General features: G+C 70.2%; 18 protein-coding genes and 1 pseudogene. 6 read left to right on the forward strand and 13 right to left on the reverse strand.

Annotated elements, in window-relative coordinates:
• Positions 1–30: 30 nt before the first annotated feature.
• Entirely contained in the window at positions 31–1,167 is a 1,137-nt protein-coding gene (locus tag KTR66_RS15240) for a mandelate racemase/muconate lactonizing enzyme family protein (RefSeq protein WP_213613889.1), read from the reverse strand.
• A gap of 92 nt (positions 1,168–1,259) precedes the next feature.
• On the opposite strand from KTR66_RS15240, the gene KTR66_RS15245 reads away from it, so the two are divergent.
• The 3 genes from KTR66_RS15245 to KTR66_RS15255 all read left to right on the forward strand — a co-directional run bounded on the left by KTR66_RS15245 (position 1,260) and on the right by KTR66_RS15255 (position 3,757).
• Positions 1,260–1,469, forward strand: a complete 210-nt coding sequence (locus KTR66_RS15245; protein ID WP_213613891.1) for a hypothetical protein — start codon at positions 1,260–1,262, stop codon at positions 1,467–1,469.
• A 180-nt stretch (positions 1,470–1,649) separates the two neighbouring features.
• Positions 1,650–3,065 carry an amidase gene (locus KTR66_RS15250; RefSeq protein ID WP_213613893.1) on the forward strand — a complete coding sequence of 472 codons (1,416 nt, stop codon included), beginning with the start codon at positions 1,650–1,652 and terminating at the stop codon, positions 3,063–3,065.
• A 20-nt stretch (positions 3,066–3,085) separates the two neighbouring features.
• Positions 3,086–3,757 carry a TIGR04282 family arsenosugar biosynthesis glycosyltransferase gene (locus KTR66_RS15255; protein WP_213613894.1) on the forward strand — a complete coding sequence of 224 codons (672 nt, stop codon included), beginning with the start codon at positions 3,086–3,088 and terminating at the stop codon, positions 3,755–3,757.
• Positions 3,758–3,821: 64 nt separating this feature from the next.
• Here KTR66_RS15255 and KTR66_RS15260 read toward each other — a convergent pair whose 3' ends face one another.
• From KTR66_RS15260 to KTR66_RS15270, 3 genes are all read right to left on the reverse strand, one after another.
• Positions 3,822–5,183: an amidase gene (locus KTR66_RS15260; RefSeq protein WP_213613896.1), complete on the reverse strand. Its 1,362-nt coding sequence runs from the start codon at positions 5,181–5,183 to the stop codon at positions 3,822–3,824.
• Positions 5,184–6,905, reverse strand: a complete 1,722-nt coding sequence (gene araD / locus KTR66_RS15265) for an L-arabinonate dehydratase (RefSeq protein WP_213613898.1) — start codon at positions 6,903–6,905, stop codon at positions 5,184–5,186.
• A 96-nt stretch (positions 6,906–7,001) separates the two neighbouring features.
• Positions 7,002–7,760 carry an SDR family NAD(P)-dependent oxidoreductase gene (locus KTR66_RS15270; RefSeq protein WP_213613902.1) on the reverse strand — a complete coding sequence of 253 codons (759 nt, stop codon included), beginning with the start codon at positions 7,758–7,760 and terminating at the stop codon, positions 7,002–7,004.
• Positions 7,761–7,866: 106 nt separating this feature from the next.
• On the opposite strand from KTR66_RS15270, the gene KTR66_RS15275 reads away from it, so the two are divergent.
• On the forward strand, positions 7,867–9,381 hold the full coding sequence (locus tag KTR66_RS15275) for an AMP-binding protein (RefSeq protein WP_213613904.1): 1,515 nt from the start codon (positions 7,867–7,869) through the stop codon (positions 9,379–9,381).
• Positions 9,382–9,432: 51 nt separating this feature from the next.
• Here KTR66_RS15275 and KTR66_RS24855 read toward each other — a convergent pair.
• The 5 genes and pseudogenes from KTR66_RS24855 to KTR66_RS15305 all read right to left on the reverse strand — a co-directional run bounded on the left by KTR66_RS24855 (position 9,433) and on the right by KTR66_RS15305 (position 14,132).
• A pseudogene (locus tag KTR66_RS24855) lies at positions 9,433–10,314 on the reverse strand (SDR family oxidoreductase).
• A complete protein-coding gene (locus tag KTR66_RS15290) occupies positions 10,311–11,285 on the reverse strand; it encodes a tripartite tricarboxylate transporter substrate binding protein (RefSeq protein WP_213613910.1) in 975 nt (324 codons plus the stop codon). The pseudogene KTR66_RS24855 and the gene KTR66_RS15290 overlap by 4 nt, the downstream one beginning before the upstream one ends.
• A gap of 74 nt (positions 11,286–11,359) precedes the next feature.
• Positions 11,360–12,124, reverse strand: coding sequence for a substrate-binding domain-containing protein (locus KTR66_RS15295; RefSeq protein WP_213613912.1), 765 nt, complete (start codon positions 12,122–12,124; stop codon positions 11,360–11,362).
• A gap of 66 nt (positions 12,125–12,190) precedes the next feature.
• On the reverse strand, positions 12,191–13,159 hold the full coding sequence (locus tag KTR66_RS15300; protein ID WP_213613914.1) for a tripartite tricarboxylate transporter substrate binding protein: 969 nt from the start codon (positions 13,157–13,159) through the stop codon (positions 12,191–12,193).
• 1 nt (position 13,160) lies between these two features.
• On the reverse strand, positions 13,161–14,132 hold the full coding sequence (locus KTR66_RS15305; protein ID WP_213613916.1) for a tripartite tricarboxylate transporter substrate binding protein: 972 nt from the start codon (positions 14,130–14,132) through the stop codon (positions 13,161–13,163).
• A 104-nt stretch (positions 14,133–14,236) separates the two neighbouring features.
• On the opposite strand from KTR66_RS15305, the gene KTR66_RS15310 reads away from it, so the two are divergent.
• On the forward strand, positions 14,237–15,025 hold the full coding sequence (locus KTR66_RS15310; RefSeq protein ID WP_213613917.1) for an enoyl-CoA hydratase/isomerase family protein: 789 nt from the start codon (positions 14,237–14,239) through the stop codon (positions 15,023–15,025).
• Positions 15,026–15,048: 23 nt separating this feature from the next.
• Here the strand turns inward: KTR66_RS15310 and rfaD are convergent, their stop codons facing one another.
• Entirely contained in the window at positions 15,049–16,017 is a 969-nt protein-coding gene (rfaD, locus tag KTR66_RS15315) for an ADP-glyceromanno-heptose 6-epimerase (RefSeq protein WP_213613919.1), read from the reverse strand.
• Between the two features lie 48 nt (positions 16,018–16,065).
• On the opposite strand from rfaD, the gene KTR66_RS15320 reads away from it, so the two are divergent.
• Positions 16,066–16,335 (forward strand): accessory factor UbiK family protein, encoded by a 270-nt coding sequence (locus KTR66_RS15320; protein ID WP_213613921.1) that lies wholly within the window; start codon positions 16,066–16,068, stop codon positions 16,333–16,335.
• Here KTR66_RS15320 and KTR66_RS15325 read toward each other — a convergent pair.
• Genes KTR66_RS15325 through KTR66_RS15335 form a run of 3 tightly spaced genes read right to left on the reverse strand, consistent with a single transcriptional unit; the run spans position 16,332 to position 20,661 of the window.
• A complete protein-coding gene (locus KTR66_RS15325) occupies positions 16,332–17,270 on the reverse strand; it encodes a tripartite tricarboxylate transporter substrate-binding protein (RefSeq protein WP_213613923.1) in 939 nt (312 codons plus the stop codon). The two genes, KTR66_RS15320 and KTR66_RS15325, sit on opposite strands and share 4 nt — an antisense overlap.
• Entirely contained in the window at positions 17,270–18,964 is a 1,695-nt protein-coding gene (locus KTR66_RS15330; RefSeq protein WP_213613926.1) for an amidohydrolase family protein, read from the reverse strand. Before KTR66_RS15330 ends, KTR66_RS15325 begins: the two co-directional genes overlap by 1 nt.
• Positions 18,964–20,661, reverse strand: coding sequence for an amidohydrolase family protein (locus KTR66_RS15335; RefSeq protein ID WP_213613928.1), 1,698 nt, complete (start codon positions 20,659–20,661; stop codon positions 18,964–18,966). Before KTR66_RS15335 ends, KTR66_RS15330 begins: the two co-directional genes overlap by 1 nt.
• Between the last annotated feature and the right edge of the window lie 148 nt (positions 20,662–20,809).

Raw genomic sequence — 20,809 nt, forward strand, 5'->3', positions numbered from 1 at the left:
GTCGAGGGGCAGAGCCCCTCGGTTCACCCCTCACACATACCCAGGCCCCTCAATCGCCGGGTGCTTCACCAGAAACTCCTCATTGATCTCCACCCCGATCCCCGGCGCCTCGTTCGGGCGCACGGTGCCATCCGGGTGGATGCGCCAGGGCAGGCTGCAGAGTTCGTCGCGGAACTTGTTGGCGCGGCTGATATCGGCCTCGAAGTAGCCGGGGTTATCAATGGCGCAGAGCAGGTGGATGGAGGCGGCCTGGTTGATTCCCGTCATTGAGGAATGCGGGTGGAAGGGGATCTTGAAGGCCGAGCCCATGGCTGCGATGCGCAGGCATTCGGTCACGCCGCCGGCCTTGGAGAGGTCGCCCTGCCAGATGCGGATCACGCCGTCTTCCAGCACGCGGGAGAATTCGTAGCGCGTGAAGTGGTTCTCGCCGGCGGCGAGCGGCGTGCGGCCGTAGCCGGCGGCCTGCTTGTAGCTGGCGTGGTCGTGGGCCGGGAAGGGCTCTTCCAGCCAGCCGATGTTCAGCTCATCCATCACGGGCATGACGCGGCGGACATCCTCGATGGTGTAGCCGATATTGGCGTCGGTCAGGATGTCCACCTCGTCGCCGAAGGCGTTGCGGACGGCCTGCATGCGCTCGATATCGGCGCGCGGGTTGTCGCCCACGCGCAGCTTCAGCGCCTTGTAGCCGGCCTCCATGTGGGGCGCGGCCTCGTCGATGAGCTGCGCGGGGGGCTGGTAGCCCAGCGCCACGCCGCCGGCATAGGCGCGCACGGGCTTGGAGCGGCCGCCCAGCAGCTTGTAGAGCGGCCAGCCGCAGGCTTTGCCGCGGATGTCCCAGAGCGCCATGTCGATGCCGCTCATGGCCAGCGAGGTGCCCGCACCCATCCCGTGGGAGGCGAGCTGGTACTGGTAGATCTTCGCCCAGATGCCGACCACGTCGCTCGCATCCATGCCCATGATGAGGGATTTCAGCGTGGTCTCGATGAGGCGTGCCACGGCGGTATGGGCCCGGCCGTGATGGGACTCGCCCCAGCCCACGATGCCGTCCTCGGTCGTCACCTTCACCATCACGGCGTCGCGCTTCACCGCCTGGCCGATGCCCAGGCGCGGGCCGCCGGGGGGCAGGGCGAAGCTGGTGGGATAGGCCTTGATGTCCACGATCTTCATGGGCGCGTTCCTCCGTGTTTGGCGGGAGCGTGTCGCCTTGCGCGGGGGCTGGCAAGCGGGCCAGTATCCTGGCGCTTCAACGGAGTGCGATGATGGCGGAACCGAAGCTCGTCCTGCCCACCATGGATGCGATCCAGCGCTGGCAGGGGGTGGCCGTGCCCAATGCGGCGGCGCGGCATGGGTTGGCCGATTTCGAGGCGCTGATCGCGGATCTCGAGAAGCTCCGGGGCGAGATGGCGTTCGAGGAGGAGCCCGCGGGGTTCGAGGCGGCGCTGCGCGACTGCCGGGACAAGGGTTCGTGACCGTTTTCCTTGAGTTTCGGCGGGTTTTTGGTTTATATTCCTAGACATGGCGCCGCACCCCACCCGTTCCCTTTCCTGCATCCTTCGCCCGCCGCAATGGTCTGGGCTTTCCCCTGATGCGCGCGGCGCTTGCGGTCATCGCGCGCCCCGGCATTTGTCCGAAACCTGCATGGTGCCGCGATGAGCCCTGACGTCCTCTCCGAACTCTCCATGACCGAGGCGGCCGATGCCTTCGCCCGCGGCGAGGTCACGGCCCGCGCGCTGGTGGAGGCGATGCTGCACCGGCTGGGCCAGCATGAGGCGAAGGTGAACAGCCTGATCCGCCTCGACCGCGAGGACGCGCTGCTGGCGGCGCACGCGGCGGACAAGGCGCGCGCGGCGGGGCAGAAGCTGGGCCCGCTGGGCGGCGTGCCGATGCTCCACAAGGACATGTATTACCGCGAGGGGAAGGTCAGCACCTGCGGCAGCAAGATCCGGCGGGATTTCGTGCCGCCGGTGACGGCCACCGTGCTGAAGCGGCTCGATGCGGCGGGTGCGATTGATGCCGGCACGCTGAACATGGCGGAGTTCGCGCAGAACCCGACGGGCCACAACGCGCATTTCGGCGATGTGATGAACCCGTGGAACGGGGCGCATTGCACCGGCGGCTCCTCCTCCGGCTCGGGGGCGGCGGTGGCGGCGCGCTTCGTGACGGCGGCCCTCGGCTCGGATACGGGCGGCTCGATCCGGCTGCCGGCGGCGATGTGCGGCGTGACGGGCCTCAAGCCCACGCAGACGCGGGTGCCGCGGACGGGCGTGATGCCGCTCTCCTTCTCGGCCGACAATGTGGGGCCGCTCTGCCGCACGGCGCGGGATGCGGCGCGCTTCCTCTCCGTCATCGCGGGCGCCTGCCCGAATGATCCGACCAGCGCACGCGAGGCGGTGCCGGATTACGAGGCGGCGCTGACGGGCGATCTGCGCGGGATGCGCATGGCGGTGGTGGAGCCCTGGTTCCTGGACGGCATCGAGGAGCCGGTGGCGCTGGCCTTCGAGGCCGCGATCCGCGTGCTGCAGGGCCTGGGCGTGCGCACCGAGATGATCAGCCCGGCCTCGATGCACGGGATCGTCACCTACACGGCCGTCGTCTCGCGCGTGGAGGGGGCCACCATCCACCAGAACTGGATGCGCGAATGCCCGGGCGACTATGCCACGCATCTCTCGGCGCGGATCTATGGCGGCTATGCCATTCCCGGCACGGCCTATCTGGAGGCGGTCTCGCGCCGCGGGCCGTTGCTGCGCGCTTTCTGCGCGGAGGCGCTGGAGGGCTTCGATGCGGTGCTGACGCCCACGCTGCGCACCCGCGTGCCCACGCGCGCCGAGACGGATATCGATGCCGACCCCGAGAACTGGGCGCGCTTCATGGCGCTCTCGGCGAACACGCGGCCCTTCAATTATCTGGGCCTGCCGACCGTCAGCGTGCCGGCGGGCTTTGATGATCGCGGCCTGCCGGTGGGGCTGCAGATCGCGACGCGGCCCTTCGGCGAGGCGCGGCTGCTCCGGATCGCGGATGCCTTCCAGCGCGAGACGGATTGGCACAAGCGCAATCCCTTCCCGTGACCCCGCTCGGCATTGGCTTCATGTGCAAACCCCCGGTGGCGGGGGTGAGCAAGACGCGGCTCGCCGCCGTGCTGGGCGCCGAGCGCGCGGCCGAACTGGCCCGCGCCTTCCTGCTGGACAGCGCCGCCATCGCGCGGCAACTCGCCACGCGCGAGCATGCGGCGCTGACCGCCTTCCACACGCCGGATGACGCAAGCGAGGCCATGGCCGCGCTGCTGCCGGGCTGGCGGCTCGCGCCGCAAGGCGGGGGCGATCTCGGCGCGCGGATGGCGCACGCGGTGGAGCGGCTTTTTGCCGAGGGCGCCGGGCGCGCCCTGCTGATGGGCGCCGATGCGCCGACCCTGCCGCCCGCGCTTCTGGAACTGCTGCTGGCCGCACTGCGCGGCGGCGCGGATGCGGCGGTGATCCCGGCGCTGGATGGCGGCTATTGCGCCATCGCCTTCGCGCGCCCCTTGCCGGCGCTGCTGGAGGGCATCGCCTGGTCTACGCCGGAGGTGCTGGCACAGACGCAGGCGAAGGCGGCTGAGGCGGGTCTGCGCCTCGATGTGCTGCAAGCCTGGCACGATGTGGATGAAGCGGCCGACCTGGATCTGCTGCGGCTGACCTTGGATGGCGCGCGCCCGCCCGGTGGCTCGCCGCTGCCGGGCTACCGGGCGAGTGCGACGCGCGAGGCGCTGCGCGTTGCGGGGTAGGGCACGCCCCGCCCATCAACCCACAACACGTCCAGACCGCCCCGTTTCGTCCGAAACCGCGCCCCTACAGCGACCGGTGCAGCCAATGCGCGATCGCCGTCGCGCGCGCATCCTGGTGCGCCTGGCCGATCACCTGCGCCCCGAACGGCATGCCTTCCACGGCCATCACCGGCAGCGTCACGCAGGGCACGCCGAGCGCCGAGGTCGCGGCATTGGCGGCGATGTCGCCGGTGGGGCGCGGGTTCTGCGTGTCGTCCGGGTCCCAGAGCGGCGCGATGCCGGGGGCGGCGGGGGCGATCAGCGCATCCACCACGGGGGCGAGGCGCGCCATGGCGGCACGCATCTCCTCGCGCGTGGCCAGCGCCGCACGGTAATCCTCCACGCTCAGCGCCTCGGAGGCGCGCAGCCGGGCGATGGCGCGCGCACTGAGGCCGCCCGGGTGGTTGGCTTCCAGGTTCAGCAGCGACCAGCGGTTCTCGAAGCCCACGATCACCGCCGTCACCGCCTTGCCCTGTGCCGCGATGCGCTCGAGTGCGGCCAGCGCGGGATGGTCGGTCAGGACGGAAATGCCGAGGCCGCGGATGCGCTCCAGCAGCGCCTCGAAGGCCTCGCGCTCGGCAGGGCGCAGCATGGACCAGGCCTCGGTCTCGAGAAGGCCGAGCGTCTGCGGGCGCGCGGGATGCGGCGGCGTGTCCGGGCCGATCAGGCCGAGCGTGCCCGGGTCACCGCCCGCGCGGCGCGCGATCTCGATCGCGACCTGCCACATATCCTCGTAGCTGTTGGCGTGGACGCCGGCCGTGCTCTGGCTGGAGCCCTGGCGTTCGCCGCGATGGATGCCGCCCTGGGTGGGCTTCAGCGCGATGTTCCCGCAGAAGGCGGCGGGGCGGATGATGGAGCCGCCCACCTGCGTGCCGATGGCGGCCGGCACCATGCCCGCCGCCACGGCCGCCGCCGAGCCGGAGGAAGAGCCGCCCGGCGTGCGCGTGGCATCGAAGGGGTTCTTGGTGGGGCCGGGTTCGCTCTGGCCCAGTTCCGTGGTGACGGTCTTGCCGAGGATGATGGCGCCCGCCTGCTTCAGCGCCTGGATCATTGCGGAATCGCGACGCGGGAAATTGCCGGCATAGGCGGCGCAGCCCATCTGCGTCGGGAAGTCGCGCGTCTCGATCAGGTCCTTGATGCCGATGGGCATGCCATCGATGGCCGAGAGCGGGTTTCCTGCCTGCCAGCGGGCCGTGCTGTCATCGGCGTGCTGGCGCGCGAAATCGGGGTCATAGACCACGAAGGCGCGCAGATCCTCCTCACGCGCGGCGATGACGCCGAGGCAGCGCTCCAGATAGGCGCGGGGGCTGTCGCGCCCCTCGCGGAAGCCGGCCGTCGCGTCATGCCAGGTGAGGCCGGCGAAGGTCTTGGGGTGGTAGCGGGCCATTCAATGGATCTCCGGCTCGGGCGAGGGCTCGCCGCGTTCCAGGAAGTCGAGGTCGCAGCCGGTATCGGCCTGGCCGACCGTCCGCTGATAGAGCGCCGTCCAGCCGCGCTGCTGGGGTGCGGTTCGCGGCGTCCAGGCGGCGCGGCGCTTCGCCAGTTCGGCCTCGTCCACCAGCAGGTCGATGCGCCGCCCCGGCACGTCGAGCGAGATCATGTCGCCATCGCGCACCAGCGCGAGCGGGCCGCCCAGCGCCGCCTCAGGTGCGACATGCAGCACGCAGGTGCCATAGCTGGTGCCGGACATGCGCGCATCGGAGACGCGCACCATGTCGCGCACGCCCTCAGCCAGCAGCTTTTTCGGGATGGGCATCATGCCCCATTCGGGGAAGCCCGGCCCGCCCTGCGGGCCCGCCTGGCGCAGGACGAGCACGCTATCCGCCGTCACGTTCAAATTCGGGTCGTCCAGGCGCGCATCGAGGTCGTTGTAATCCTCGAAGACCACGGCGGGGCCGGTGTGGCGCAGCTTCTCGGGGCTGGCCGCGCTGTGTTTGATGACGGCGCCATCGGGGGCGAGGCTGCCGCGCAGGATGGCGACGCCGCCCTCCGGATAGAAGGGGTTGTCGAGGCCGCGGATCACGTCGCGGTCATAGACCTCCGCGCCCTCGATCTGCGCGCCCAGCGTGCCGTTCACCGTCACGGCATCCAGCGCCAGATGCGGTGCGAGCGTGGCGAGGAAGCCGCGGCTGCCGCCGGCATAGAAGAAATCCTCCATGAGATGCGTGTCGCCATTGGGGCGCAGATTGGCGATCAGCGGCACGCGCGCGCTGATGGCGTCGAAGCGCTCCAGATCCATCGCGATGCCCGCGCGCCGCGCGATGGCGATGAGGTGCGGGATGGCGTTGGTGGAGCCGCCAAAGGCCATGGTCGCCGCCACCGCATTGTCGAGGCTGCGCTGGTCCAGCAGCTTCGTGATGGTCAAATCCTCCCATACCATCCCGACAATGCGCGAACCGGCGGCGGCCGCCATGCGCGCATGGCCGGAATCCACGGCCGGGATGCTGGCGGCCCCCGGCAGCGTGAGGCCCAGCGCCTCGGCCGCGATGGCCATGGTGCTGGCCGTGCCCGCCGTCATGCAGGTGCCGGCGGAGCGGGAAAGGCCCGCCTCCATCTCGTTCCAGTCGGATTGCTTGATCGTGCCCGCGCGCAGCTCGGAATAGTACTTCCAGACATCGCTGCCGGAGCCCAGCTTCTTGCCGCGCCAATTGCCGCGCAGCATGGGCCCCGCCGGCACATAGATGGCCGGAATCCCCATGCTGATCGCGCCCATGATGAGCGCGGGCCCCGTCTTGTCGCAGCCGCCCATGAGCACGAGGCCATCGAGCGGGAGGCTGCGCGCGATCTCCTCCGTCTCCATCGCGAGGAAATTGCGGTAGAGCATGGTGGAGGGCTTCTGGAACACCTCGGGCAGCGCCATGGCCGGGATTTCCATGGGCACGCCGCCGGCCTGCCAGACGCCGCGCTTCACATCCTGCGCGCGCTCCCGGAAATGGCCATGGCAGTGCATCAGATCCGACCAGGTGTTGATGATGCCGATGACGGGCTTGCCGCGGAATTCCGGCTGGCCAAAGCCGAGCTGCATGAGGCGCGAGCGATGGTTCGCGCTGCGCATGGTCTCGACACCGAACCAGCGATGGCTGCGGAGGTCTTCGGGCTTTTTCGTCATCGGGTCATTACCTCATCACGATCCGATCGCCATGGCCGCCTTCGGCCATGGCGTGAATCGGCTCGACACCATGAAACGTTGAGACGCGTCCGCGTCTCAACGTGGCGCCATGCGCAGCGCGCCGTCGAGGCGGATGGTCTCGCCGTTCAGATAGGCGTTCTCCACGATGGTCATGGCGAGCTTCGCATATTCATCCGGGTTGCCCAGGCGATGCGGGTTGGGCACGCCGGCGGCGAGCGAGGCCTTCACCGCATCCGGCAGGCGCTGCAGCATGGGCGTGTCGAAGATGCCGGGAGCGATGGTGCAGACGCGGATGCCCTTGCTGGCGAGATCCCGCGCCGCCACCACCGTCATGCCGATGACGCCCGCCTTGGAGGAGGCATAGGGGATCTGGCCGATCTGCCCCTCGATGCCGGCGATGGAGGCGGTGAGGATGCAGACGCCGCGCTCGCCCTCCACCGCCTCGTTCTTCGCCATGGCGGCGGCGGCGAGGCGCAGCGCGTTGAAGGTTCCGGTCAGGTTCACGCGGATGATCTCGGCATAGTGGGCGAGGCTGCCCGGCGTGCCGTCCTTCTCCAGGATGCGCAGCGCGCCGCCGCGGCCCGCGCAATGCACCAGCACGCGCACCGGGCCCATCGCCTCGGCGGCGGCCACGGCGGCCATCATGCTGGCCTCGTCGCCCACATCGGCCACCGCGAAGCCACCGCCGAGTTCGGCCGCCACGGCCGCACCCGGGGAGGTGGCGAGATCCACGATCATCACTTTGGCGCCCGCAGCGGCGAGGCGCCTCGCGCTGGCCAGCCCAAGGCCCGAAGCCCCACCCGTCACGATCGCGACGGCACCCTTCACATCCATCTGAGTCCTCCCTCGGTGTGTGGAGGGAAGCGCACCATGCAAGGCGCATTGACGCAACCCGCAAGGGCGCGGAAGTTTGCCGCGAGGAACGAGCAAGGACACGCCCATGCCGCTGCTGGCCCAGAATGCCGCGCGCTGGCCCGAGAAACCCTGCGCCATCTTTCCCGATACGGGGGAGGCGCTGAGCTTCGGGCAGCTCGACGCCGCCGCCAATCAGGTGGCGCATGGGTTGGTGGCACTCGGGCTGCAGCCGGGCGAGGGCATCGCGCTGCTGCTGGAGAACGGGCCGGAGTTCCTCTGGCTCACCTATGGCGCGAAGCGGGCGGGGCTGATGGTCACGCCCCTCTCCATCCATCTGCGGCCCAATGAAGTCGCGCATGTGCTGCGCGATTCCGGGGCGCGGCTGCTGGTCGCGTCTGCGTCCCTGGGCGAGCTGGTGGCGGCGCTCGATCTCTCCGAGGTTCCGCATCGCTACAGTGTGGGGGGCGCCATCATCGGCTTCACGCCACTGGCAGCCCTGCGCGTGGGGCAGGGGAGCGGCTGGCCACCGGGCGAGCGGCCCTTGGGCCGTGAGTTCCTCTATTCCTCCGGCACGACGGGCCTGCCCAAGGGCATTCGCCGCCCGCTGATTCCCTTCGCCGACCGGCTCAAGCCGGAATTCGACATGACGTGGAAGGGCTTCTACGGCTTCGACGAGAACACGGTCTATCTCTCGCCCGCGCCGCTCTATCACGCGGCGCCCAACCGCTATGTGCAGCGCGCGATGGACCATGGCGGCACGGCGGTGATCCTGAAGAAGTTCGACGCGGAGCGCTGCCTTGCCCTGATCGAGCAGCATCGCATCACCCACAGCCAATGGGTGCCCACCATGTTCGTGCGGATGCTGGCGCTGCCCGAGGAGGCGCGCGCGCGGCATGACCTCTCCTCGCATCGCTGCGCCATCCATGCGGCCGCCCCATGCCCCGTGCCGGTGAAGCGCGCCATGATCGAATGGTGGGGCCCGATCATCCGCGAATACTACGCGGGCAGCGAGGGGATCGGCACCGTCTTCATCGACAGCGAGACCTGGCTCCGGAAGCCCGGCAGCGTCGGCCGCCCCGCCTATGGCCGCGTGCATATCCTGGATGATGACGGCAACACCCTGCCACCGGGCGAGACGGGCCGCATCTGGTTCGAGGGCGGCGCCAAATTCGCCTACCACAATGATCCGGAGAAGACGGAAGCCGCCTATAATGATCGCGGCTGGGCCACGCTGCATGACCTCGGCTGGCTCGATGAGGAGGGCTTCCTCTTCCTCTCGGACCGCCGCGCGGATCTCATCCTCTCGGGCGGCGTGAACATCTACCCGGCCGAGATCGAGGCGGTGCTGATGACGCATCCGCGCGTGAACGAAGTGGCCGTCATCGGCGTGAAGGATGAGGAGTTCGGCGAACGCCCGCGCGCACTGGTGGTGCCGCGCGGCGGTGCGGGCGATGCCGCGCTGGCGGAGGATCTGATCGCGCTCTGCCGCCGCGAATTGGCGGGGCCCAAGGTGCCGCGCGCGGTGGAGTTCCTCGATGAACTGCCGCGCAGCGAGGCGGGGAAGCTGCTGCGGCGCGTGCTGAAGGAGCGCTACCTCTGAGGGGGCTTCGCCCCCTCAACCCCCAGCAGGAGGCTGGCCTCCTGCACCTCGCTACCGTTGCGCCTTGTCTTCCGCGTTCCGGGCCTTGATGCGCGCGCGGGCCTCCGCCCACTCCGCATCGCCCCAGGCGGTGTAGTCATTGTAGTTGCCGGCGCCATGGGCCAGCCAATTGCCGCCATCCAGCGCCACCGTCTGCCCGCTGATCCAGCGCGCGCCATCGGAGAGCAGGAAGGCCGCGAGATTGCCGAGATCCTCCCCCGTGCCGCCCTTGCGCATCGGGTTCTTTGCCGCCGCCTTGCCCACCGGGTCCTCCGCCCCCGGGCGGATGCGCGCCAGCATCCCCTCCGTCGGGATCAGGCCGGGCGCGATGCCGTTCAGCCGGATGCCGTAGCGGCCCCACTCCAGGGAAAGCGACTTCGTCATCGCATCCACCCCCGCCTTGCTCATCGCCGAGGGCACCACGAAGGGCGCCCCGGTCCAGACCCAGGTGACCGTGATGGAGACGACAGCCCCCGGCATCCCCGCCGCGATCTAGCGCTTGCCCAGCGCCTGCGTCACATGGAAGGTGCCGTTGAAGACGATCTCCGAGACGGCGCGGAAGCCGCGCGGCGAGAGATCCTCGGTGCGGCTGATGAAGTTGCCGGCCGCGTTGTTGATGAGATGCGTGGGCCCATGGCCGGCGTCGAAGCTGGCCTGGATCGCGGCATCCACGGCGTCGGCATCCTTGATGTCCACCGCCTGGAAGCGCGCCCGGCCGGGATGGGCCGCGTTCATCGCGGCCACCGTCTCCTCCAGCACCGCGGCGCGGCGGCCCCAGATCTCGACCTCGGCGCCGAGGCCCAGCAGATGCTCCGCCATCATGCGCCCAAGGCCCGTTCCGCCGCCGGTGATCAGCACGCGCTTTCCGGCAAACAAGTCGCTCGCGAAGATCACAGGCCGAGCCCCAGCCGCTTCACGCGGGCTTCCTCGTAATCCGCCGTGGCCTGGATGAAGCGGCCATAATCGGCGCTGTTGAGGTACTCCAGCGGCATGTCCAGCCGCTCCAGCGTCGCGATATGGGCGGGGTCATGCAGCGCCACGCGGAAGCCGTCATGCAGGCGGCGGACGATCTCGGGGTCCATGCCCAGCGGGCCGACGATGCCGTAGGGCGAGGTCACGACCATGTCCTGGTAGCCGAGCTCCAGCAGCGTCGGCACGTCGGGCAGCTTGGGGGAACGCGCGCGCGGCCAGACGTTCAGCGCGCGCAACTGGCGGTCCTGGATGAGCTGCAGCACGCCCGATCCCGTGCCCGAGGCGTCGATATGGCCGCCGATCAGGGCGGGGACGGCATCGCCCTCGCCGCGGAAGGGCACGTGCAGCACCTCGATCCGCTCGCGCGCCGCGAGTTCGATCAGGGTGAGGTGCGGCGTGCCATTGGCGCCCGTATTGCCGATCTTCACCTCGCCCGGCCGGCGGCGCGCATCGGCCACCAGATCGGCCCAGCTCCGGTAAGGGCTCTCCGCCCGCACACAGACCATGAAGAGATAGCCGGTGACGTGGATGATGGGCGTGAAGTCGGTGCGCGGGTTGAAGGCCATGCGCTGCATGAAGGGCAGGCGGATGGCGGGCAGCGCGAATTGCGCCAGCGTATAGCCATCAGGCCGGGCGTTGCGCATGTTGGCCGCCGGCAGCGTGCCGCCGCCGCCGGGCCGGTTCTCGATGATCACCTGCTGGCCCAGGGCGCGCGTCGCCGCCTCGGCGAAGCTGCGCATCTGCACATCGGTGGCACCGCCGGCCGGGAAGCTGATCTGGATGGTGATGGGCCGGTTGGGGAAAGATTGCGCGGCGGCGAGGCCCGGCAGCAAAGCCGGTGTGGCCAAGGCGGGCATGGCCCACGCACTGGCCAGCAGGTGGCGGCGGTTCATCGTGACGTCTCCCGAAGTCTTATTATGAAGGACTCTTCATCGCCGATTTGGCGCGGCGATGCCAGCACGAAGCGTCAGGCGGGGTCGAGCCCGGCGGCGCGCGCCACCGCCTGTGCGGGAGGCGAGGTCAGGAAGCGGATCAGCGCCAGCGCCGCCTCGGGCTGTTCGGAGCGCGCGCCGATCCCGGCCGAGAAGGTGGTGACGCGCTGGATGGGCGCGGGCAGCGGCCCCACGATCTCGATGCCCGGGATGGGCAGCAGCTCGCTCACCTGCTGGAAGCCGATCTCGACCACGCCGCTCGCCACCTCGCGCCCCACCCAGCGCGGGAATTGCCGCGCCTTGCCCTGCATCTGCTCGGCGATGCCCAAGCGAGCGAAGAGTTCGGTCGAGAGATAGACGCCGCTGGCACTCGAGGAATAGCCAATGCTCTGGGCATTCAGCAGGGCCTGGCGGAATTCCTCCACCGTGCCGATGCGCGGATGCGGCGCGCCTGCGCGCACCGCCATGGCAATGGCGGAATGCACCAGGTCCCGTTCGCTGCCTGGGCGCACCAGGCCGGAACGCACCAGCCCATCCAGCGAGCCGCGCGCGAGGATGACGAGATCGGCCGCCTCGCCCCGCGCCAGGCGGTTCGGAATCGCATCCGGCGCGGCGCCCATGGAGGGGCCGCGGATGGTCTCGATGGCGTGGCCGGTCTCGGCGGTGAAGCGAGGCCCCAGGGTCTCGAAGGGCGCGGTGAAGGCGCCCGAGGTCATGACCTTGAGCGGTACCGCAGCGCGCGACGCCGTGGGCATGAGCACAGCGAGACCAAGCCCCAGGAACAGGCGGCGTTGCAGCATCTCATCCTCCCTCGCGTTGCACGCAGTTTTCGCCGGGCCAGCGCCGCGTGCAAGCGGGGAAGGGCGTCAGCCCTCGATGCGGATATTCGCCACCCGGATCGCCTCGGCGAAGGCGGCGCGCTGGGTGGTGATGTAGGTCGCCATGGCGCTGGCGTTCCGGTAGTCGGGCTCAAGGCCCGATGCCGCCACGCGCTCGCGGATTTCCGGCAGCTGCATGGCGCGGCCGACCTCGCCGTCAATCCGCTCGATCACGCTGGCGGGCGTGCCGGCGGGCGCCATCAGGCCGATCCAGGCACCGCCATCGAAGGCGGCAAGCCCCGGCAGCGCGGCCAAGGGCGGCACGCCCGGCGCCAGCGAGGAGCCGTTGCGGAAGGAGATGCCCAGCGCCCGCAGCTGCCCATTGCGCATGGCGGCGCCGGCGGCGGCCACCGTCTCGATCGAGTAGTTCACATGCCCGCCCATCACGGCCGTCAGCGCCGGCGCGCTGCCGGCGAAGGGCACATGCACCACATCCACACCCGCCAGCGCGTGGAACCAGGAGGCGATGATATGCGCCGTGGCACCCGTGCCGGAGGAGGAGAAGGTGTAGCGCCCTGGATTGGCCTTCAGCAGCGCGATGAACTCGGCGGCGGTCTGCGCAGGGAAGTTCGGCGGCACCACCAGCACCAGCGGCGCGATGCCGGTGATGGAGATGGGCATGAAGTCGCGCTCGGCATTGAAGGGCACGCGCTGCACCAGCGGCGAGGTCACGATGGGCCCGGTGGAGGCGGCGAGCAGCGTGTAGCCATCGGGCGTCGCCTTCGCCACCTGGTCGGTGCCGATCAAGCCCCCGGCCCCCGCGCGGTTCTCGGCCACGAAGGGCTGGCCCAGCGTCTCGGTGAGGCGCTGCGCCATGACGCGGGCCGCGAGATCCGTCGCCTGGCCGGGCGGCCAGGGAATGATCACGCGGACCGGGCGGTTCGGGTAGCTGCCCTGCGCCGCGGCGGTGCCGGCGAGCAGGGCAGGGGCGGCGAGGAGGCTGCGGCGCGCGAGCATCTCAGCCCTCGATGCGGATATTGGCGGCGCGGATGGCCGTCGCGAAGCCGCGCCGCTGGTTGGCGATGTATTCCTTCATGCCGTCCGCGCCGTGATAGACGGGCTCGAGGCCCGCGGTCGCCAGGCGCTCGCGCATCTCGCCGCGCTGCATGGCGCGGCCGATCTCGGCATCCACGCGGTCGATGATCGCGCGCGGCGTGCCGGCGGGCGCCATCAGGCCGATCCAGGCGCCGGCGTCGTAATCCTGCATCCCTGGCAGGCGCGCCAGGGGCGGCACATCCGGCACCAGGGTCGAGCCGTTCTTGAAGGAGATGCCGAGCGCGCGAAGCTGGCCATTGCGGATCAGCGGGCCGGTCGCCGCCAGGGTCTCGACCGAGTAGTTCACATGGCCGCCCACCACGGCGGTCAGCGCGGGGCCGCTGCCCGCGAAGGGCACATGCACGACATCCACGCCCGCCAGCGCATGGAACCAGGCAGCGACGACATGCGCGGTGGCGCCCGTGCCGGAGGAGGAGAAGCTGTAATGGCCCGGGCGGGCGCGCAGAAGGGCCACGAATTCCTCGGCCGTGCGGGCCGGGAAGTTGGGCGGCACCACCAGCAGATAGGGCGACATGCCGGTGATGGAGATCTCGGCGAAGTCGCGCTCGGCATTATAGGCGGTGCGCTGCACCAGCGGCGAGGTGACGATCGGCCCGGTCGAGGCCGCCAGCAGCGTGTGGCCGTCAGGGGCCGCCTTGGCCACCTGGTCCGTGCCGATCATGCCGCCCGCGCCCGCGCGGTTCTCCGCCACGAAGGGCTGGCCCAGCGTTTCGGTGAGGTGCTGGGCAGCGATGCGGGCCGCGAGATCGGTCGCCTGGCCGGGCGGCCAGGGGATCACGACGCGCACCGGGCGGCTCGGCCAGGCCGGCTGGGCGCCGGCGGAAGCGGCGGCGAGCAGGAAGGGGGCGGCAAGGGCCGCGCGGCGCTGGATCATGTGTTTCTCTCCCGAATGTCATGCGCGCATAGCGGCGGGGGGGCGGCTTGCGCAAGGGCCTTCGCACCGCTCCAAATGCGCGCCGCGACAAAGGAAGAAGCTTCATGCAATTCGAAACGCTGGCGCTGGAGTTCCAGGCGCCGCACCTGCTGATCGTGCGTCTGAACCGGCCCGAGGTGGCCAATGCGTTGAACACGCAGATGGGGCGTGACCTGCTGGCACTCTGGACCGCGCTGACCGAGGATTCGCGCGGCATCCGCTGCGTGGTCTTCACCGGCACGGGCGGCCGCGCCTTCTGCGCGGGCGGCGACCTGAAGGAGCGCCTGGGCATGACGGACAGCCAGTGGCAGGCGCAGCACGAGATCTTCGAGCGCGCCTATTGGGCGCTGATGGATTGCCCCATCCCGGTCATCGCCGCGGTCAACGGCCATGCCTATGCGGGCGGGCTTGAGATGGTGCTGGCGAGCGACTTCGCCTATGGCGCGGAGGGGGCGCGCTTCGCGCTGACGGAAGTCACCATCGGCATCATGCCGGGGGCCGGTGGCACGCAGAACCTGCCGCGCGCGGTGGGCGAGCGGCGCGCGAAGGAGATCATCCTGACCGGCCGCCCCTTCACCGCGCAGCAGGCGTTGGACTGGGGCATCCTGAACGCCGTCTATCCGCCGGATGACCTGCTGCCGGCCGCGATCGAGACGGCCTCACGCATCGCCGAGAACGCGCCCCTTTCGGTGCGCCAGGCGAAGAAAAGCATCCATTACGGCCTGCAGATGGATGTGCGGACCGCCCTCCGCTTCGAGATCGAGGCCTATAACCGCCTGGTCGGGACCGAGGACAGGCACGAGGGCATTGCGAGCTTCAACGAGAAGCGCAAGCCGGTGTTCAAAGGGCGCTGACGTCTGATCGCCGCAGGCGTGAATCAGCCGTCCGACTGATTGCGAAGCCATGCCACATACTCCGCGACACCCTGCTCCAGCGGCGTGGGCGGGTGCGGGTAGCCAGCCTGGCGCAGCTTCGCCATCGGCGCCTCGGTGAAATACTGGTATTTGCCGGCGAGGTCGCCCGGCATCGGCATGAACTCGATGCGCTCGGGCTGGCCAAGTGCGGCGAAGACGGCGCGCGTCAGGTCGAGGAAGCTGCGCGCCTGGCCGCTGCCGCAATTGAACAGGCCCGAGACGCCGGGGTTGTCCAGCAGCCAGAGCATGACCTTCACGCAGTCGCCCACATTCACGAAATCCCGCGACTGCATGCCATCGGCGATGCCCGGACGGTCCGAGGCGAAAAGGCGCGCGGGGGCGCCGGTCAGGATCTCGCGATACTTGTGCAGCGCCACACTCGCCATGCGGCCCTTATGGCCCTCGCGCGGGCCGTAGACATTGAAGAACTTCAGACCCGCCCATTGCGGCGGCTTCGGGCGGCCCAAGGCCAGCATCTGCGCCACCCGCCGGTCGAAGGCGTGCTTGGACCAGCCATAGAGGTTGAGCGGCTTGAGGCGCGCCAGTTCCTCCGGCGTCTCGCCATCCTCGAAGCCCTGGTCGCCATCGCCATAGGTGGCGGCGGAGGAGGCGTAGATGAAGGGCACGCCGCGCTCGGCGCACCAATCCCAGAGCCTGAGCGAGAGGGTGAGGTTGGAGGCGGCGACGAGGTCGCCATCCGTCTCGGTCGTCGCGCTGATGGCGCCCATATGCACCACGGCGCGCGGGCGCATGGCCAGCGCCGCGTCCAGCTCGGGCGGCGGCAGCAGGCCGGCCAGCACCGCGCCCTCCAGGTTGCGCCACTTCTCGTCCTTGCCGAGCCAGTCGAGCACCACCACCTCCTCGCCACGGGCGGTGAGAGCTGCGACAAGGTTCGAGCCGATGAAGCCGGCGCCGCCGGTGACGAGGATCATGATTGCGGGTTAGAACGCCCGCCGGGTCGCAGCAAGAAGGGGTGATCGATGCGCAGAGATGGACGGCAGCGGCTGGATGACCTGGCCGGGATGGCCGGGGGCGCCTTCTCGGTCTTCGCGGGGCTGCGCGCGGAGATGGAGGCCATGGCCCGCGCCCAGGCCGAAGCCATGGTGCGCAAGCTGGAACTGGCCCGCGCCGAGGACCTCGACGCCGCCATGGAAGTGGCCCGCCGCGCCCGCGCCCAGGCCGAGGCGCTGGAAGCGCGGGTTGCGGCGCTGGAAGCCGAGATCGCGGCGCTGAAGGCGCCCGCCGCCTAGTTTCCGGGGCGGACGCCCGCTTCGGCCAGCAGCTTCGTGATCCGCTCCAGCTCGGCCGTGAAGAGGTCGCCATGGCGCTCCGGCGTCTGGTCGGCCTCGGGGAAGGGCGTGGTGCCGAGCTGCGCGAAGCGCGCGACGATGGCGGGGTCGGCTACCGCCGCCCGCAGCGCGGCGTTGAGCCGGTTCACCACGGCGGGCGGCGTGCCGCGCGGGGCGTAGAGCCCGTGCCAGACATGCAAATTCACGCCCGGTACGCCCGCCTCGGCCGAGGTCGCCACCGTCGGGATGGAGGGCAGCCGCGCCGCTGACGTCACCAGCACGCCCTGGATGGTGCCGGCGGTGAGCTGCGGGATGGCGTTGGTGGATTGGTCACACAGCAGGTCGATGCTGCCCGCCACCAGATCATTCATCGCCGGCCCGCCGCCGCGATAGGTGACGAGTGTCACGGGAATCCCGAGCGCCTGCGCCAGTTGCAGCGCGCAGAGATGCCCGCTGGTGCCCAGGCCGCCATGGCCGATATTGGCCCGCTCGCCCTGCGCCCGCAGCCAGGCGAGCGGCTGATCCAACCCCCGCCGCGCCGAGAGCACGGTGGGGCCGGTGTTGACCAGCCCCACCGGCGCGAAGGCGGTGCGCGTGTCGAAGCGCAGGTTCGGGATCAGGCCGGGTGCGGCGAGCAAGGCGAGCTGGTTGATCAGGATGGTCTGCCCATCCGGCGCAGCATTGGCCACGCGCTCCGAGCCGATGGAGCCGCCGGCGCCGGCCACATTCTCGACCACCACCACCTGGCCCAGCGTGCGGCCCATATGCTCGCCAACCAGGCGCGCGATGGCATCCGTCGCGCCACCGGCCGCGAAGGGGACGATGAGCGTGATGGGCCGCGTCTGCGCGAAGGCCGGGCCCGCGACCAGCGCGAGGAAAAGGGCCAGCCAGCGCATCACGACCCCCGCCGCAGCAACAGTCCCGGCAGCGCGCCGGTCGCGACTCCATTGCGGTAGGTGACGACGCCGCGCTTGATCGTGGCGCGATAGCCCGAGGGCGCCTGCAACAGGCGCCGCCCGCCCGCCGGCAGGTCATGCACCATGCGCGGCGGCAGCAGGCTCAACTCCTTCTCGGCGATCAGGTTCACATCGGCCAGCATCCCCGGCGCCAGCACGCCGCGATCGGTGAGGCCCATGGCCCGCGCCGTGTCGCTCGTCTGTCGGCGGACCAACTCCTCCATCGGGAAGCCCTGCTTGCCCCAATGCATCAGCACGAAGGTCGGGAAGGAGCCATCCGAGATGAAGCCGACATGCGCGCCGCCATCGGAGAGGCCGATGATGGCGTTGCGGTGCCGCAGGCATTCGGCGGAAGCATCGAGCGTGTAATCCGCGAAATTGGTCAGCGGCGCGAAGATGAAGTTGGTGCCGTCGCCCTCGGTCAGCAGATCATAAGCGACCTCTTCCGGCTTGCGGCCCTCGCGCTCGGCCTGGGCTTCCAGGCTCTTCTCGCGCGGCGGCGCGTAGTCGGGCGGTGCGCCGAAGGGGAACATCCGCGCCCAGTGCAGCCGTGTGATCAGCGGGAAGTTGGAGCCCGCGATGCGGTCCTCGCCGAGAATGCGGGCCCGGCGGCCGGGCTCGCGAAGTGCCGCGGCGCGCTCAGCCGGCGGAAGATGCGCCACCTCCTTGTAGGAGGGGCAGCCGGAGAAGGGGTTTTGCGAGCCGACCAGCCCCAGCAGGATGCCGATGGGCCGCGGCGGAAACACCGGCCGGATGTCGAGCCCATTCTCCGCCGCCTCGTCGGAGAGGGCGAGGAGTTCCTTCCACGCCTCGGTCCGGTCATGCCGCGCCGTCAGCGAAAACACGATGGGCCGGCCGGAGGCCACGGCCACGCGGCGCACCATGGCGAATTCGGTGGCGGGGTCCGGCGTGTTCCAGTCGGAGACCATTTCCAGCAGCCCGCCGCCGCCTTCCGTCAGCCCGGCGGCGAGGCCGATCAGCTCATCCTCCTGGGCCTTCAAGGTCGGCGTCGGATCGCCCGCCAGGGTCTTGTGGCTGATGGTGCGGCTGGTGCTGGCGCCGAAGGCCCCGGCGGCGGCGGCCTCGGCCGTCAGAGCACGCATGCGCGCAATCTCGTCCGGCGTCGCGTTCTCGAGGCTCAACGCGCGCTCGCCCATCACATGCACGCGCAGCGCACCATGCGGCAGCAGCGCGCCGATATCGATGTCGCGCGCCTTGCGTTCCAGGGCGTTCAGGTATTCGGGGAAGGTCTCCCAGGACCAGTTCAGCCCCTCATGCAGCACAGGGCCGGGAATGTCCTCCACGCCCTCCATGAGTGCGATCAGCGTGTCGCGATCCTCGGCGCGGCAAGGGGCAAAACCCACGCCGCAATTGCCCATCAGCGCGGTGGTCACGCCATGCCAGGCGCTGGGGGCCAGGTGGCTGTCCCACACGGCCTGGCCGTCATAATGCGTGTGGATGTCCACGAAGCCGGGTGTCACCAGCAGGCCGGTCGCGTCCATCTCCTCGGCGCCGCGGCCGCGCACTTCACCGACCTGGACGATCTTGCCGCCCTGGATGGCGACGTCGCCTGCGAAGCCCGGCGCGCCGGTGCCATCCAGGATGGTGCCGCCGCGAATGACGATATCGAACATCAGGCTTTCGCTCCCCGGATCAGGCGGCCGGGCAGGGCGCCCGTGGCCGCGCCGTTTTCATGCACGATCTCGCCCGCGCAAAGGGTCGCGCGATAGCCGCGGGCGCCCTGCACCAGGCGCTTGCCGCCGGCGGGCAGGTCGTAGCGCATGTTGGGCCGCTCGATGGCGAGATTGTCGAAGTCAATGACGTTGAGGTCGGCGCGCAGGCCGGGCCTGAGACGACCGCGATCATGCAGGCCGAGCGCCGCGGCATTGTCGGCGGCGAGCCGCTTGACCACGAACTCGACGGGCAGCCTGCCGCCCCGCGCGCGGTCCCGTGCCCAATGCGTCAGCATGTGCGTGGGGGCGGAAGCATCGCAGATATAGCCCACATGCGCGCCGCCATCGCCGAGGCCCATCAGCGTGTGCGGATGCGTCACCATCTCGCGGATCGCATCCAGATTGCCGTCGGCGTAGTTCAGCAGCGGGCGGTTGAGGATGGCGCGGCCTTCCTCTTCCAGCATCCATTCGTAGCAGAGGTCTTCCGGGTCACGGCCCAGGCGCTTCGCCTGCTCCAGCACGCTCGCTTCGGGCGGCGGCTCGTAGTCGGGCGTCAGCTTGTAGATGCGGGCATAGTTGTTCAGGCGCGCGCGCAGTGCCGGCTCCGTGGGTTCCGCCAGGATGCGGGCGCGGCGGTCCGGGTCGCGCAGCGCGGCCACGCGCTCGGCGATGGGCAGATGCGCCACCTCGCGGAAGCCCGCGCGCGTCAGGAAGGGGTGTTGGGACAGCTCCCAGCCGAACATCAGGCCCACGGGCCGGCCCATCACCTGGCCCGTCACCTGGATGCCCTCGGCATTGGCGGCACTCACCTGCTGCAGGATCCAGCGCCAGAAATCCGGCCGCGATTCCCGCTGCAGCAGCGAGAAGGTCATGGGCCGCCCGGCGAGACGCGCGATGCGCATCAGCCGCTCCCACTCCTCCTCCGCCGGATCGTCGAAATCGGAAATCAGCTGCATCCAGCCGCCACCCAAGCCCGCCGCGATCTCGGCCAACTCGATCTCGGCGGCCCCCAGCGTCGGCGTGGGCTCGCCGGCCAGGGTTTTGTGCGCGATGGCACGAGAGGTGGAGAAGCCGAGCGCGCCGGCCGCGATCCCCTCACGCGCGAGGCGCGCCATCTCGGCGCGGTCCTCGGCCGTCGCCGGCTCGCGCTCGAAGCCGCGGCGGCCCATGACATGCACGCGGAGTGCCGCATGCGGCACCTGGGTCGCGATGTCCATGTCATAGGGGCGCGATTCCAGCGCGTTCAGGTATTCGGGGAAGCTCTCCCAGTTCCAGGGCAGGCCCTCGGTGAGCACCACCTCCGGCAGATCCTCCACACCCTCCATCAGCTTCACCAGCATGTCGCGCGCCTCGGGCCGGCAGGGTGCGAAGCCCACGCCGCAATTTCCCAGCAGCGCCGTCGTCACGCCATGCAGCGAGGAGGAGAGGATCTCGGAGGTCCAGGTGGCCTGGGCGTCGTAATGCGTGTGGATGTCCACAAAGCCCGGCGTGACCAGGTGCCCGCGCGCATCAAGCTCGGGCGTGCCGCGCGGGACCGTCAGCTTCTTGCCGATGGCGGTGATGCGGCCCCCGCTGATCACCAGATCGGCTTCGAAAGGTGCCGACCCCGTGCCGTCCACAAGGGTTCCGCCGCGGATGATGAGGCTCGCTTCGGCCATGGATATTTCTCCCTGGCCGAAGTCTCGCATCCCTGGCGGTGATGCGCCAGGGAGAGAGGGCTCAGCCGCGCCGCAGGACGCCCATCGCGACCAGCAGCCCGAGCGAAACCAGCCCCAGTCCCAGCAGTTGCAACCCACCCGGCCATTC

This window comes from Roseococcus sp. SDR, assembly GCF_019083995.1.
In the GTDB taxonomy this organism is placed as follows: domain Bacteria; phylum Pseudomonadota; class Alphaproteobacteria; order Acetobacterales; family Acetobacteraceae; genus Roseococcus.